Source organism: Brevundimonas sp. 'scallop' (assembly GCF_011045535.1).
Classification (GTDB): domain Bacteria; phylum Pseudomonadota; class Alphaproteobacteria; order Caulobacterales; family Caulobacteraceae; genus Brevundimonas; species Brevundimonas vesicularis.
On sequence record NZ_CP039382.1, the window covers coordinates 90,545 to 104,378 of the forward strand.

Consider the following 13,834-nt stretch of genomic DNA (forward strand, 5'->3'; position numbering starts at 1 on the left):
TTCATGAGTTCATCCGCAGCCGCCGCCGCCCCTGGGCTAGTCCTGGCGCGTGACGTGTCGAAGACCTTCGGATCGCGAAAGGCGCTGGACGGCGTCTCGATTTCCGTGGCCTCCGGCGAAATGGTCGCCCTGATCGGTCCGTCCGGTTCGGGCAAGTCCACCCTGCTCCGCTCCATCACCGGCCTGCAGTCGATCGACGCCGGCGCCGGCACGATCCAGGTGTTCGGCGAGACCGTGCAGAAGGACGGCCGGGTCACCGGCGCCGTGCGCAAGGCGCGCGGCAAGCTGGGCATGATCTTCCAGCAGTTCAATCTGGTCGGGCGACTGAGCCTGTTCTCCAACGTCATGCTGGGCGCGCTGGGGCGTCTGCCTGGATGGAAGGGCCTGCTGGGCCTGTGGCCCCAGGCGGACAAGGACAAGGCCATGGCGGCCCTGCACCGCGTCGGCGTCAGCGACTACGCCGCCCAGCGCGCCAACACCCTGTCCGGCGGTCAGCAACAGCGCGGCGCCATCGCCCGCGCCATCGTGCAGGGCGCCAAGGCCATTCTGGCCGACGAACCCGTCGCCTCGCTGGACCCGGTGTCCGCCCGTAAGGTCATGGAATTGCTGGTTGAGCTGAACAAGCGCGACGGCATGGGGGTAATCGTCACCCTGCACCAGGTCGACTACGCCATCCGCTACTGCGACCGCGTCATCGCCCTGCAAGGCGGCAAGATCGTCTATGACGGCCCGTCCACGGCGCTGGACCAAAAGCGCCTGATCGAAATCTACGGTCCCGAGTTCGAGGACGCGTTCTGGGAGACCAAGGCATGAGCCTGTCGCGCATTTCCCCCACCCGCCGTCTAATCGCTGCGGCCGGCGCCGCCGTCATGATGCTGGGCCTGGCGGCCTGCGGCGGCGGCGAGGACAAGAAGGCTGCGGGCGGCGCGCCCAGCGAGATCACTTTCTCGATCCTGTCCGCCGAAGGCCAAGCCTCGGCCGGCCCGCTGTGGCAGCCGCTGCTGGACGACATGTCCAAGGCCATCGGCGTGCCGGTGAAGCCCTATTTCGGTTCGAACTACACCGTCCTGGTCGAGGCCATGCGCGGCAACCACACCCAGGTGGGCTGGTTCTCGGCCAAGCCTGAGGTCGAGGCCATCGACCGCGCCAAGGCCGAGGTCATCGCCCGCACCGTCAACCGCGAGGGTCTGGACAGCTATCAGTCGACCCTGATCGTCAAGAAGGGATCGGGCATCACGCTGGATCAGGTCATGGCGTGCGGCAAGAAGTACAACTTCGGCATCGGCGACGCCCAGTCGACGTCGGGCACCCTGGCCCCGCTGACCTTCCTGTTCAATCCGCGCGGCGTGGTCCCCAGCCAGTGCTTCAAGACCGTGCGCTCGGCCAACCACCAGGCCAACGCCTTCGGCGTGGCGACCGGCGTGATCGACGTGGCGACCTCCAACAGCGTGAACACCATCTTCATGCGCAAGGAAAACCCGCAGCTGGCCGGCCAGATCGAGGAAATCTGGACCTCGCCGCCGATCCCCGAGAGCGGCATCGTCGTGCGCGAGGATCTGGATCCTGCGCTGAAGGAAAAGATCCGCGGCTTCTTCCTGACCTATGGCCAGGGCGAAGGCGCCGAGGCCGAGCGCCAGCGCAAGGTTCTGGCGGACCTGGAATATTCCCGCTTCACCGCCGCGGACGACAGCTATCTGGACCCGATCCGCGAGATGATCGCCGACCAGAAACTGGGCGAGGCCCGCGCCAAGGGCGACACGGCCGCCGCCGCCGCCGCCGAGCGCGAGCTTCAACGCCTGCGCAGCCTGCGTGAGGTCCGGCCTTGACCGCAGTCGCGTCTCCCGCCGTCGCGATTCCGGCGGCGCCCAAGAAGTCCGCCCTCTCCTGGGTCGCCGACGTCCTCGTCTGGGGCGGCGTCGCCGCCGTCCTGCTGTACAGCATTGACGCGGTCGATCTGGGCAACATCTCGCGTTTGTTCGCCGGCAACGACAGCACCCAGCTGTTCGTCCACGACCTGCTGCGTCCTGACTTCAGCGACTGGAAGATGTTCGTCGCCAAGATGTGGGAGACGGTGCAGATCGCCCTGTGGGGCACCTTCCTGGCCGTGATCCTGGGTATCCCGCTGGGTCTGGCGGCGGCGCGCAACATCGCGCCCGTCTGGGTCGTGACGCCGGTGCGCTGGATCATGAACCTGCTGCGCTCGGTGCCGGATCTGGTGATCGGCCTGCTGTTCGTGACCGCCGTGGGCCTGGGGCCTCTGGCGGGCGTCCTGGCCATCACCTTGAACACGGCCGGGGTTCTGGCCAAGCTGTTCTCGGAAGCGGTCGAGTCGATCGACAAGGGTCCGGTCGAGGGCGTGCGCGCCACCGGCGCCGGCAAGCTGCACGAGATCGTCTGGGGCGTCCTGCCTCAGGTCGCGCCGCTGTGGACCTCGTTCGCCCTGTACCGTTTCGAATCCAACAGCCGGTCCGCGACCGTGCTGGGTCTGATCGGCGCGGGCGGCATCGGCCAGGTGCTGTTCGACAGCATGAACGCCTTCGATTTCCGCGCCGTCTCGGCCATCGTGATCGTCGTCGTGGTTGCCGTGACCCTGATCGACACTCTGTCGCAGGTGATGCGCCGCCGCCTGCTGTAGCGGTGGCGGGTCCCTTCGCGGGACTGTCATAATCCTCTGCTCTAAGCATCGCGAAATCGATGCTCAGGGAGAGCCTTGGATGATCCGCACACTGAAACTGGCGGCTTCGGCCGCCGCCCTTCTGGCCCTGGCGGCCTGTGGCGACAACGGCGGGGGCGGCTCCGCCTCCGGCGCGCGCTCCGGCATCTGGGCGGCCGGTTCGTCGACCGTCTTCCCCTTCGCCACGCGGGTCGCCGAGACCTTCGCACGCGGTTCGGGCGGCGCGGCGCCGCGCGTCGAATCGCTGGGCACCGGCGGCGGCATTCAGGCCTTCTGCCAAGGCGTCGGCCCGACCACCCCGGACATCGCCAACGCCTCGCGTCAGATGAAGCAGTCCGAGTTCGACCTGTGCGCCAAGAACGGCGTCACCGACATCGTCGAGATCAAGATCGGCTTCGACGGCATCGTCATCGCCACGGCCCGTAACGGCAACGGCTTCAACTTCGAACTAAACGACCTGTACGAAGGCCTGGCCAAGGAAGTGCCGGGCGCCAACGGTCAGTTCGTCGCCAATCCGGCCAAGACCTGGAACCAGGTCAACGCCGGCCTGCCGAACCAGCGCATCCAGGTCTATGGCCCGCCGCCCACCTCGGGCACGCGCGACGCCTTCCTGGAGCTGGGCATGACGCCGGGCGCCAAGCTGGTGCCGGCGGCCAAGGCGATCGAAGGCGACAAGGACCGGTTTGAAGGCATCGCCCACACCCTGCGCGAGGACGGCGCCTGGATCGATTCCGGCGAGAACGACAACGCCATCGTCCAGACCCTGACCCGCACTCCGGGTTCGCTGGGCGTGTTCGGCTACTCGTTCCTGGAACAGAACCTGGACACGGTGAAGGCCGAGACCATCGACGGCGTGGCCCCGACCGCCGACACCATCGCCAGCGGTGAATACCCGCTGTCGCGCAGCCTCTACATCTATGTGAAGAAGGCCCATATCGGCGTCATTCCGGGCCTGCAGCAGTTCGTGCAGGAGTTCCTGTCGGAAGGCGCCGCCGGCAAGGGCGGTTATTTGGCCGACCGCGGCCTGATCCCGCTGCCGGAAGACCAACTGCTGGCCCAGCGCGCGACCATCGCCGCCATGACCCCGATGGCCCGCCCCGCCAAGTAAGGGGGAACCCGACCGCCGTTCCGCCCCTTCTTTCGCCGGTCCGCACCGGGTAGAAGGGGCGGGATAGCTGTCAGGATGATTTGATGACCACCACGCCCGCGCGCCTGCGCAAGGCCGTACTGCCCGTCGCGGGCCTCGGCACCCGGGTCCTGCCCGGCACCAAGACGACTCCCAAGGAACTGCTGAACGTCGTCGACCGGCCGATCCTGTCCTACATCGTCGAAGAGGCGCGCGAAGCCGGGATCGAGCACATTGTCTTCGTCACCGGCCGCTCCAAGGGCGCCATCGAGGACTATTTCGATCACCAGATCGAGCTGGAAGCCCAGCTTCTGGCCAAGGGCAAGACTGACATCCTGGAGATGATGAACGCCGAACTGGCCTCGGCCGGGGAGATGAGCTTCACCCGCCAGATGCAGCCCAAGGGCCTGGGCCACGCCGTCTGGTGCGCGCGCGACATCATCGGCCACGAGCCGTTCGCCGTCATCCTGCCCGACGTCATCGTGGATTCTCAGCCCGGCGCCCTGAAGCAGTTGGCCGAGGTCTATGCCGAAACCGGCGGCAACATCATCGGCGTGGAATCCGTCCCGGAAGATCAGACCCACAAATACGGCATCGTCGATCCGGTCAGCCGCGATGGATCGCGCATCGTCATGAAGGGCATGGTCGAAAAGCCCGCCGCCGGAACCGCGCCATCCAACCTGTCGATCTCGGGCCGTTACATCCTGCAGCCGGAAATCTTCGACCTGTTGGCGACGCAGGAAAAGGGCGCGGGCGGCGAGATCCAGCTGACCGACGCCATGGCGCGACTGATGGCGGACCAGAGCTTCACCGCCGTCGAATATGCCGGCGTGACCCACGACTGCGGCGACAAGATCGGCCTGCTGCGCGCCAACGTCGCCCTGGCCCTGAAACGCCCTGACCTGGGCGATGCGGCGCGCCAGGCGATCGCGGGTCTGCTCTGACGCTAGGGAAGGCGGCGGGGGTTCCGGTTTACGCCCGCCCCTGCTAACCCTCCGCGCAAATCATCAGGAGACGAACCATGGCGACTTCCGAAGGCTGGGACATGCCGACCGGCGACCTCATGAAGGGCAAGAAGGGCCTGATCATGGGCGTGGCCAACTCCAGCTCCATCGCCTGGGGCATCGCCTCGCAGCTGGCCGCCCAAGGCGCCGAGCTGGCCTTCACCTATCTGGGCGAGAGCCTGGAGCGCCGCGTGCGCCCGCTGGCCGAAAGCGTCGGCGCCAAGCTGCTGATCCCGGCCGACGTCACCGACGACGCCTCGATGGATGCGGCCTTCGCCGAACTGGAAAAGACCTTCGGCACGATCGACTTCGTCGTCCATTCGATAGCCTTCGCCAACAAGGATGAGTTGAAGGGCAGCTTCGTGGACAACACCACGCGCGACAGCTTCCTTCTGGCCATGAACATCTCGGCCTTCAGCTTCGTGGACGTGTCGCGTCGCGCGGCCAAGCTGATGCCGAACGGCGGCAGCCTGATCACCCTCACCTATCTGGGGTCCGAGCGGGTCATTCCGAACTACAACACGATGGGCGTGGCCAAGGCGGCGCTGGAAGCCGCGACCCGCTATATCGCGCGCGACCTGGGTCCCAAGAACATCCGCGTCAACGCCATCTCGGCCGGGGCCATGCGCACCCTGTCGCTGGCCGGCATCTCGGGCGGGCGCGGCCTGCACTCCAAGTCGGCCCAGTTCTCGCTGATCAAGGAAGAGACCTCGATGGAGGGCGTCGCGGGCGCGGCCCTGTGGCTGTGTTCGGACCTCGGCCGTTCGACCACGGGCGAAGTCGTCCACGTCGATGCCGGCTTCCACGCCGTGGGCCTGCCGGAAGACATCGAAGGCTGATCAGGGAGGGCTGATCCCAGCCTTCCGCCACCTGAAGCGACGGTTTAAGGCCGGGGCATGACTGCTCCGGCCTTTTCCATGCGCGCCCTGCCCGCCTCGGCCTTTTCGTCCGCCGCAGTGGCGACGGTGATCGGCTTTGGCGGGACGGTCGCCCTGGTGGTCCAGGCCGGCCAGGCCCTGGGGGCGGACGCAGGCCAGATCGGGTCGATGGTGACGGCCCTGTGCCTCGGCATCGGCTTGCCCGGCGCCTTTCTGAGCTGGCGGCTGAAGATCCCCGTGGTGCTGGCCTGGTCCACGCCGGGGGCGGCCCTGCTGGCGGCCTCGACCCTGCGCCTGTCCTGGCCGACAGCCATCGGCGCCTTCGTCTTCGCCGCCCTGCTGATGATCCTGACCGGCCTGATCCCGGTGCTGGGGCGGCTGGCGGCGCGGATCCCGGCGGCCATCGCCTCGGCCATGCTGGCGGGGGTGCTGCTGCCCTTCGTGCTGAGACTGTTCAAGGTGGCGCCGGACGAGACGGCCTTGATCGTCGGGCTAATCGTGGTGTTCCTGATCTTCAGACGGCTATGGCCGACCTGGGCCTTGCCCGCCGTGCTGGCGGCGGCCCTTGCGGTGCTGGCGATGCGGGGGCAGCTGGCCCTGCCGGCCGGGACCGGACTGTTCGGCCATCTGGAGCCGGTCGCGCCCGTCTTCGACTGGAAGGCGGCGGTCAGCCTGGGCTTTCCTTTGTTTCTGGTGACGCTGGCGGCCCAGAACCTGCCCGGGCTGGTGGTCCTGCAGAGCGCCGGCTATCCGCCGCCCGCCAACCGACTGATCCTGTCGACCGGCGTCGCCAGCCTGTTGATCGCGCCGGTCGGCGGGCACGGGGTCAATCTAGCGGCGATCACGGCGGCGATCTGCACCGCGACGGACGCGCACCCCGACGTCGCCAAGCGCTGGATCGTGGGCGTGATCTACGGCGGTCTTTATCTGGTCGTGGCGCTGTTCGCCGCGCCGCTGGCGGGACTGTTCATCGCCATGCCGCCAGCGGTGCTCGCGGCGGTGACGGGTCTGGCCCTGATCGCGCCGCTGACGGGCGCGCTCCAGAATATGATGACGGAGGTGGGATCGCGCGAGGCGGCTGTGCTGACGTTTGCGGCGACGGCGTCTGGCCTGACCCTGTTCGGCGTCGGATCGGCCTTCTGGGGTCTGGTCGTTGGGTTTGCGGCGCTGGCCGCGATGCGCTGGATCAGACCGACGGCCTGATCCAGCTCAGGGGGCTAGTCGCGCAGCGAGGCCGGGACCTGACCGCCGTTTTCGGCCAGCTTCTTCCAGACGGCCTTGGACAGGGCGATGTTCTGTTCGGCCGAGCCGTGCTCGCCGGCGTGGACGTTCAGTTCCTCGGCCAGCTCCTTGCGGGCGGCCAGGCTGGAATCCAGGTCCAGCAGCTTCAGCAGATCGACGATCGAGGTGCGCCAGTTGCCGCCGCCGCCCTTGGACGCCGCCAGATCGCTGAGCACCGCCTCGACATCGACGGGCGGCAAGGCCGGCGCGGCGGTCGGGGCCGGCGCTGCGTTGGGCGCCGGGATTCCAGCCGTCGAGGCCGGCGGTGGAACGGGAGCCGCCTTCGGCTTGTGGCCCGTGATCTTGTTCCAGATCGAAGAGAAGATGCCCATCGGTCGCGCTCCTGTTGGTGTGAGCAGACAACGCGACCGACGGGGCGAGGTTCAGATCAGTCGCGCGCCGGAATGTTGAGGCCGCGCTGGACGGCGGGGCGCGCCAGGCCGCGCTCCAGCCAGGCGGCGACGCGCGGGAAATCGGCGAAGCCTACGATCTCCTTCGCTTCGTAGAAGCCGATCAGGTTGCGGACCCAGCCCAGGGTGGCGACATCGGCGATGGAGTAGTCGCCAACAAGCCAGTCGCGGGGCTCTCCCCCGTCGTTGGCGAGCCGCGTCTCCAGCACGCCGAGCAGGCGGCGGCTTTCGGCGACGTAGCGGTCGCGCGGGCGCTTGTCCTCGTAGTCCTTGCCGGCGAAGCGGTGGAAGAAGCCCAACTGGCCGAACATCGGGCCGATCGCGCCCATCTGGAACATGACCCACTGGATCGTCTCGTAGCGGGTCGCCGGGTCGGCCGAGAGCAGTTTGCCGGTCTTTTCCGCCAGATAGATCAGGATGGCGCCGGATTCGAATAGGGCCAGCGGCTTTCCGTTCGGGCCGCTCGGATCGAGGATGGCGGGGATCTTGCCGTTGGGGTTCAGCGACAGAAACTTCGGCCCCCAGGTCTCGTTCTTGGTGATATCGACCAGGTGCGGCTCATAGGCCAGGCCGACCTCTTCCAGCATGATCGAGACCTTCACGCCGTTGGGCGTCGGCAGGGAATACAGCTGGATGCGATCGGGATGCTGGGCCGGCCAGCGTTGCGTGATCGGGAAGGCGGACAGGTCGGTCATGGCGGGCCTCTGCGGGTTGTCGCCCTTATGTTGGCGCGGTCCGCAGCCTTCGCAACAGTCACCGGCGCCATTTGATCGCGGCCTTGTGTCTGGAACCGTACAGCTAGCGATGCCAGCCTTGCCGTGACCGATCGACGGTCGCAGTCAGGGAAACGCCCGATGGCGCACAAGTTCGAAGTCTATCAGGACAAGGCCGGCGAATACCGCGTCCGCTTCAAATACAATTCCGAGGTCATCTTCTCGACCGAAGGCTACGCAGACAAGTCGGGCGCCAAGCGGGCGATCGAATCGATCAAGAAGCACGTCGGCGACGCGCCCATAGAGGACGCCTAATCGGGCTCGCGCTCGCCCACCTCAGTCGGCGGCACGGCCATGAGCCAGCCGTCGGCCAGATGCAGTTCCGGCGTCGCTTCCTTGGTGAAGGGCAGATACCAGGTCGGGCCGCCCGCGGCGGGCGCGATCTCCAGCATGTCGTCGGCGCCGAAGTTCTGGACCGATTTCACCGTGCCCATGACGGCGCCCGCCGTGTCGCGGACCTGAACGCCCAAGAGGTCGGCGAGGTAAAACTCGTCCTCGTCCGGCTCGGGGAACCGGTCGCGGGGGACGTGCAGCTTCAGGCCGCGCAGCGCGTCGGCCTGTTCCTTGGTCGTGATCTCCTTGGCCCGACCGACGACGCCGTTCTTGTCGGGCCGCGTCGAGGTCAGGGTCAGGGCCACGGTCCCATCGGCGCGTAGTAGAGGGCCATAGGCGGTCAGGGCCAGGGGGTCGGCGGTGAAGGCGGTCACCCGCACCTCGCCCCGCACGCCGAAGCCGCCGCCGATCTGGCCGACGAGGATCAATCTGCTGTCCGTGGTCATGCGTGTTCTTAACCCATGAAAAAGGCGGCGTCGAAAGACGCCGCCCTGATCATCGTCAAACCGAAAGCCTTAGCCTTCGGCCTTTTCCTCGGTCGCTTCAGCAGCCGGGGCTTCCTCTGCGGCGGCGTCAGCGGCCGGAGCCTCTTCGGCAGGCGCTTCTTCAGCAGCGGGAGCGTTCTTGGCGGCTTCGGCGGCGGCGGCGGCCTCTTCCTTGGCGCGGGCGGCGGCTTCAGCGGCCTCGACCTTGGCGGCGGCTTCGGCTTCCAGGCGGTCGGCTTCGCGCTGGGCGCGCTCGGCGGCGCGTTCCTGGGCCTTCTTGCCCGGAGCGCCCTTGTTCGGGTTGTTCGACTGCGTCCACTTGACCTTCTGGCCCAGGGTCTCGTCCTGCGACAGGAAGCGGGCGACGCGGTCGGTCGGCTGGGCGCCCTTGCCGAGCCATTCGGCGATACGCTCGACCTTCAGGGCGACGCGCGGTTGGGCGCCGTCCTTGGGCAGCATCGGGTTGTAGCTGCCGACCTTCTCGATGAACTTGCCGTCGCGCGGCGAGTGCGAGTCGGCGATGACGATGTGGTAGTAGGGGCGCTTCTTGGCGCCGCCGCGGGCCAGACGAATCTTCAGCATTTCAGGTCTCTTTCTAGGAAATCGTTATTTCTTGGGAGGGAAGCCCGGCAGGCCAGGAAGACCTCCCGGAAGTTGTCCGCCGCCCAGTCCGGCGAGCCGGTCCTGGATGGCTTTCAGATCGTCGGCGGAGGGTTCGGCCATCTTGCCGCCGCCCAGCGCCTTGAGGCGGGCCATGTCGGGGCCGCCGCCCATGCCGGGCATGCCGCCGCCGCCAAGGCCGCCCAGCATGGCGGCCATCTGCTGCATCTTCTTGGGTCCGCCGCGCGCCATCGACTTGACCACGTCAGCCATCTGCCGATGCTGCTTCAGAACCCGGTTCACGTCCTGCACATCGACGCCGGCGCCGGCGGCGATCCGCTTCTTGCGCGAGGCGTTCAGCAGGTCGGGCTTCTTGCGCTCAGCCTTGGTCATCGAGGAGATGATGGCTTCCTGACGCAGGATCATGCGGTCGTCGATGCCGCTCTCGGCCATCTGACCCTTCATCTTGGCCACGCCGGGCAGCATGCCCATGATGCCCTGAAGCCCGCCCATCCGCTTCATCTGCTGAAGCTGGCCGGCCAGGTCGTCCAGATCGAACTGACCCTTGGCCAGTTTGCGGGCCATCTTCTCGGCCTTGGCCTGGTCCAGATCCTGGCTGGCCTTTTCGACCAGGGCGACGATATCGCCCTGACCCAGGATGCGGCCGGCGACGCGACGGGCGTCGAACACGTCCAGCGCATCGACCTTTTCGCCGGCGCCCAGATATTTGATCGGCAGGCCGGTGACGGCCCGCATCGACAGCATGGCGCCGCCACGACCGTCGCCGTCGGCGCGGGTCAAGACGAGGCCGGTCAGGGGCAGGCGCTCGTGGAAGGCCTTGGCGGTACGCACCGCATCCTGACCGGTCAGGCTGTCGGCGACCAGCAGGGTCTCGACGGGCTTGGCGATGTCGGCGACCTCGGCCACCTCGTTCATCAGCCCTTCGTCCAGGGTGATGCGGCCGGCGGTGTCGAGGATCAGGACGTCGAAACCCTGAAGCTTGGCCGATTGCAGCGCCCGGCGCGTGATCTGGACCGCGCTCTCGCCCGCCACGATCGGCAGGGTGGCGACCTCGATCTGCTTGCCCAGGGTGGCCAGCTGTTCCATCGCGGCCGGACGACGCGTGTCCAGCGAGGCCATCATGACCTTCTTGCGATCGAACTTGGTCAGGCGCAGCGCCAGCTTGGCCGAGGTCGTGGTCTTGCCCGAGCCCTGCAGGCCGGCCATCAGCACCACGGCGGGCGGGTTGGCGTTGGTGTTCAGCGGGACCGGCTCTTCGCCGCCCAGCATCTCGATCAGGCCGTCATAGACGATCTTGACCACCTGATCGGCCGGCTTGACCGAACGGATAACCTCTTCGCCCGTCGCGCGCTCGGTGGCGAAGGCGATGAATTCCTTGACGACCGGCAGGGCGACGTCGGCCTCGAGCAGGGCCACGCGCACTTCGCGCATCGCCTCGGCGACATCCTTTTCGGACAGGGCGCCGCGCCCGGTGATCCGGTCGAAGACGCCTGTCAGCCGCTCGTTCAGAGCCTCGAACATTCACTACCTCATGGCGACGGGTGAAACGGCTCCATACGACAACGGCCCCCGGCGACGATCACGTCGGCGGAGGGTTCTCGCCCACCTCGTTCTCTCCTCGGAGAGCTGTCGTGTGGGTGGAGACGCGAGGTTCACTTGCGTCGGAAGCGGCGGCTTATGGCGGAAAAACCGCACAAAGGCAACCGGAGCGATCCGGTCACGCTATAACAGCCAATATCGGCGCAGGGATTTAGCGGATTGTCATCGTCGTGCTAAGAGCCGCGCCCTTTATAGGGGCGGCGTTGTCGCCAGGGTTTCAGACTTCGGGAGAAGCACAGATGAGCAAGGTGCTGGTTATCGGCGCAGGCGGCGTCAGTTCGGTGGCCGTCCACAAGATGGCGATGAACGCGGACATCTTCTCGCATATCACCCTGGCGAGCCGCACCAAGTCCAAGTGCGATGCGATCGCCCAGTCCGTGAAGTCGCGCTTCGGCGTCGATATCGACACGGCGGCCATTGACGCCGACGACGTGGCGGCGACCACCGCGCTGATCCAGAAGGTGCAGCCCGAACTGGTCGTGAACCTGGCCCTGCCCTATCAGGACCTGTCAATCATGGACGCCTGCCTGGCCGCCGGCGTCGACTATCTGGACACCGCCAACTACGAGCCGCGCGACGAGGCCAAGTTCGAATACAAGTGGCAGTGGGCCTATCAGGACCGTTTCAAGGACGCCGGCCTGATGGCGCTGCTGGGTTCGGGCTTCGACCCCGGCGTGACCTCGGTCTTCACCACCTACGTCAAGAAGCATCTGCTGGATTCCATCGAGACGCTGGACATCCTGGACTGCAACGGCGGCGACACCGGCTTGCCCTTCGCGACCAACTTCAACCCCGAGATCAATCTGCGTGAAGTGACCGCGAACTCGCGTCACTGGGAGAACGGCCAGTGGGTCGAGGGCCCGGCGCTGAGCCACAAACAGACCTTCGACTTCGAGGGTGTGGGTCCCAAGAACATGTATCTCATGTACCATGAGGAGCTGGAGTCGCTGGCGAAATTCTATCCCGAGATCAAGCGCATCCGCTTCTGGATGACGTTCGGCGACAGCTATCTGAAGCACCTCGAAGTGCTGGAAAACATCGGCATGACCTCGATCGAGCCGATGTCGTTCCAGGGCCGGGAGATCATTCCGATCGAGTTCCTGAAGGCCCTGCTGCCCGAGCCGGCCTCGCTGGGTCCGATCACCAAGGGCAAGACCAACATCGGCGTCATCGCCACCGGCCTGAAGGACGGGGTCAAGAAGACGGTCTACGTCAACAATATCTGCGACCACGAAGAGGCCTATGCCGAGACCGGCAACCAGGCCGTCAGCTACACCACCGGCGTGCCGGCCATGATCGGCGCGGCCCTGATGGTGACCGGCCAGTGGAAGGGCGACGGCGTGTTCAACATGGAGCAGCTGGACCCCGACCCCTTCATGGACATGCTGAACAAGCACGGCCTGCCGTGGAAGGTTCAGGACCTGGACGCCCCTCTGGATTTCTGATCGGACCGACTGAATGCAGACCCAGGCCGGCGATCCGGGCGCCTTTGCGCATTTCGACCTGAACCGCGTCGCCTCGCCCGCCTTCGTGGTGGACGAGGCGGCCATCCGCCGCAATCTGTCCGTGTTGAAGGGCGTGCGCGACGGAGCGGAGGCGCGCGTGCTTCTGGCGCTGAAGGCGTTTTCGATGTGGTCGCTGGCCGATGTGGTCGGCGAATACCTCGACGGGGTCTGCGCCTCGGGTCTGTGGGAGGCGCGGCTGGCGCGCGAGTTCTACAAGGGCGAGCTCACCACCTATTCGCCGGCCTATACGGCGCAGGACCTGCCCGAGATCCTGCGTCTGTCGGATCACGTCATCTTCAACAACCCGGCCCAGATCGCCCGTTTCGCCGACCTGATCGCCAAGGCGCGGGCTGAAGGGCAGGTGTTCGAGATCGGCCTGAGGCTGAACCCCGAACATTCCGAAGGCGAGGTCGCCAAATACGACCCGGCCCAGCCCTGTTCGCGCCTGGGCTTTCCGGTGTCGCAACTGACGGCCGACCATCTGATCGGCGTCGATGGTCTGCACATCCATGCGCTGTGCGAGCAGGACTTCCAGCCGCTGTCGCGCATCTGGGCAGCGGTGGAGCCAAAGCTGGCGCCGCTGCTGGGCGGGATCAAATGGCTGAACCTGGGCGGGGGGCACCACATCACCCGCGCCGACTATCAGACCGACGATCTGATCGCCTTCGTGCGCGATCTGCAGGCCCGGCACGGGGTTCAGGTCTATCTGGAGCCGGGCGAGGCCGTGGCGCTGGACGCCGGCATATTGATCGGCGAGGTGCTGGACGTCTTCGACAACGGCATGCCCATCGGCATCACCGACATCTCGGCCACCTGCCATATGCCGGATGTGATCGAGGCGCCCTATCGCCCCGCGCTGCTGCAAGAACCCGAACATGGGGTGACGGTGCGGCTGGGCGGGCCGTCGTGCCTGGCCGGGGACATCATCGGCGACTACGTCTTCGCCGAACGGCCGACGTCGGGGACGCGGATCGCGTTTCTGGACCAGGCCCACTATTCGATGGTGAAGACCAATACCTTTAATGGCGTGCCGCTGCCGTCCATCGTGCTGTGGAACTCCCAGACGGATGCGCTGAGGACGGTGCGCGCGTTCGACTATTCGGCCTTCCGCGACCGCCTGTCCTGATCGCAAAGAAAAAGGGCGG

General features: G+C 66.7%; 15 protein-coding genes. 10 read left to right on the forward strand and 5 right to left on the reverse strand.

Going from position 1 to position 13,834, the window contains the following annotated elements; genetic code table 11:
* Positions 1–3: 3 nt before the first annotated feature.
* The 7 genes from phnC to E4341_RS00465 all read left to right on the forward strand — a co-directional run bounded on the left by phnC (position 4) and on the right by E4341_RS00465 (position 6,885).
* Positions 4–813, forward strand: coding sequence for a phosphonate ABC transporter ATP-binding protein (gene phnC, locus E4341_RS00435; RefSeq protein WP_055808912.1), 810 nt, complete (start codon positions 4–6; stop codon positions 811–813).
* Positions 810–1,826 carry a phosphate/phosphite/phosphonate ABC transporter substrate-binding protein gene (gene phnD / locus E4341_RS00440; protein ID WP_165114057.1) on the forward strand — a complete coding sequence of 339 codons (1,017 nt, stop codon included), beginning with the start codon at positions 810–812 and terminating at the stop codon, positions 1,824–1,826. Before phnC ends, phnD begins: the two co-directional genes overlap by 4 nt.
* The gene (gene phnE / locus E4341_RS00445; RefSeq protein WP_165114062.1) at positions 1,823–2,635 is read left to right on the forward strand and encodes a phosphonate ABC transporter, permease protein PhnE; all 813 of its coding nucleotides are present in this window, start codon (positions 1,823–1,825) and stop codon (positions 2,633–2,635) included. Before phnD ends, phnE begins: the two co-directional genes overlap by 4 nt.
* 79 nt (positions 2,636–2,714) lie before the next feature.
* Positions 2,715–3,782: a substrate-binding domain-containing protein gene (locus E4341_RS00450; RefSeq protein WP_165114067.1), complete on the forward strand. Its 1,068-nt coding sequence runs from the start codon at positions 2,715–2,717 to the stop codon at positions 3,780–3,782.
* Positions 3,783–3,865: 83 nt separating this feature from the next.
* Complete coding sequence (galU, locus tag E4341_RS00455) at positions 3,866–4,744, forward strand: UTP--glucose-1-phosphate uridylyltransferase GalU (RefSeq protein ID WP_165114072.1); 879 nt, start codon at positions 3,866–3,868, stop codon at positions 4,742–4,744.
* 101 nt (positions 4,745–4,845) lie between these two features.
* Positions 4,846–5,643: an enoyl-ACP reductase gene (locus tag E4341_RS00460; protein WP_165118453.1), complete on the forward strand. Its 798-nt coding sequence runs from the start codon at positions 4,846–4,848 to the stop codon at positions 5,641–5,643.
* A 57-nt stretch (positions 5,644–5,700) separates the two neighbouring features.
* Positions 5,701–6,885 (forward strand): benzoate/H(+) symporter BenE family transporter, encoded by a 1,185-nt coding sequence (locus E4341_RS00465; protein ID WP_240893587.1) that lies wholly within the window; start codon positions 5,701–5,703, stop codon positions 6,883–6,885.
* Positions 6,886–6,899: 14 nt separating this feature from the next.
* Here the strand turns inward: E4341_RS00465 and E4341_RS00470 are convergent, their stop codons facing one another.
* Both E4341_RS00470 and E4341_RS00475 read right to left on the reverse strand, forming a co-directional pair.
* Positions 6,900–7,295, reverse strand: a complete 396-nt coding sequence (locus E4341_RS00470) for a DUF3597 family protein (protein WP_039245841.1) — start codon at positions 7,293–7,295, stop codon at positions 6,900–6,902.
* 56 nt (positions 7,296–7,351) lie between these two features.
* On the reverse strand, positions 7,352–8,068 hold the full coding sequence (locus tag E4341_RS00475) for a glutathione S-transferase N-terminal domain-containing protein (protein WP_165114075.1): 717 nt from the start codon (positions 8,066–8,068) through the stop codon (positions 7,352–7,354).
* A 159-nt stretch (positions 8,069–8,227) separates the two neighbouring features.
* Here E4341_RS00475 and E4341_RS00480 point away from each other — a divergent pair, with 159 nt between their 5' ends.
* Positions 8,228–8,401, forward strand: a complete 174-nt coding sequence (locus tag E4341_RS00480) for a DUF1508 domain-containing protein (protein WP_084375307.1) — start codon at positions 8,228–8,230, stop codon at positions 8,399–8,401.
* On the opposite strand, the gene rimM is transcribed toward E4341_RS00480, so the two are convergent.
* The 3 genes from rimM to ffh all read right to left on the reverse strand — a co-directional run bounded on the left by rimM (position 8,398) and on the right by ffh (position 11,106).
* Positions 8,398–8,925 carry a ribosome maturation factor RimM gene (gene rimM, locus E4341_RS00485; protein WP_165114078.1) on the reverse strand — a complete coding sequence of 176 codons (528 nt, stop codon included), beginning with the start codon at positions 8,923–8,925 and terminating at the stop codon, positions 8,398–8,400. The two genes, E4341_RS00480 and rimM, sit on opposite strands and share 4 nt — an antisense overlap.
* A gap of 69 nt (positions 8,926–8,994) precedes the next feature.
* The gene (gene rpsP / locus E4341_RS00490) at positions 8,995–9,546 is read right to left on the reverse strand and encodes a 30S ribosomal protein S16 (RefSeq protein ID WP_165114081.1); all 552 of its coding nucleotides are present in this window, start codon (positions 9,544–9,546) and stop codon (positions 8,995–8,997) included.
* Between the two features lie 24 nt (positions 9,547–9,570).
* Positions 9,571–11,106, reverse strand: a complete 1,536-nt coding sequence (gene ffh, locus E4341_RS00495; RefSeq protein WP_045809532.1) for a signal recognition particle protein — start codon at positions 11,104–11,106, stop codon at positions 9,571–9,573.
* 317 nt (positions 11,107–11,423) lie between these two features.
* Here ffh and E4341_RS00500 point away from each other — a divergent pair, with 317 nt between their 5' ends.
* A complete protein-coding gene (locus E4341_RS00500) occupies positions 11,424–12,629 on the forward strand; it encodes a saccharopine dehydrogenase family protein (protein WP_165114085.1) in 1,206 nt (401 codons plus the stop codon).
* A 13-nt stretch (positions 12,630–12,642) separates the two neighbouring features.
* A complete protein-coding gene (locus tag E4341_RS00505; RefSeq protein ID WP_165114088.1) occupies positions 12,643–13,815 on the forward strand; it encodes a carboxynorspermidine decarboxylase in 1,173 nt (390 codons plus the stop codon).
* Positions 13,816–13,834: the final 19 nt, after the last annotated feature.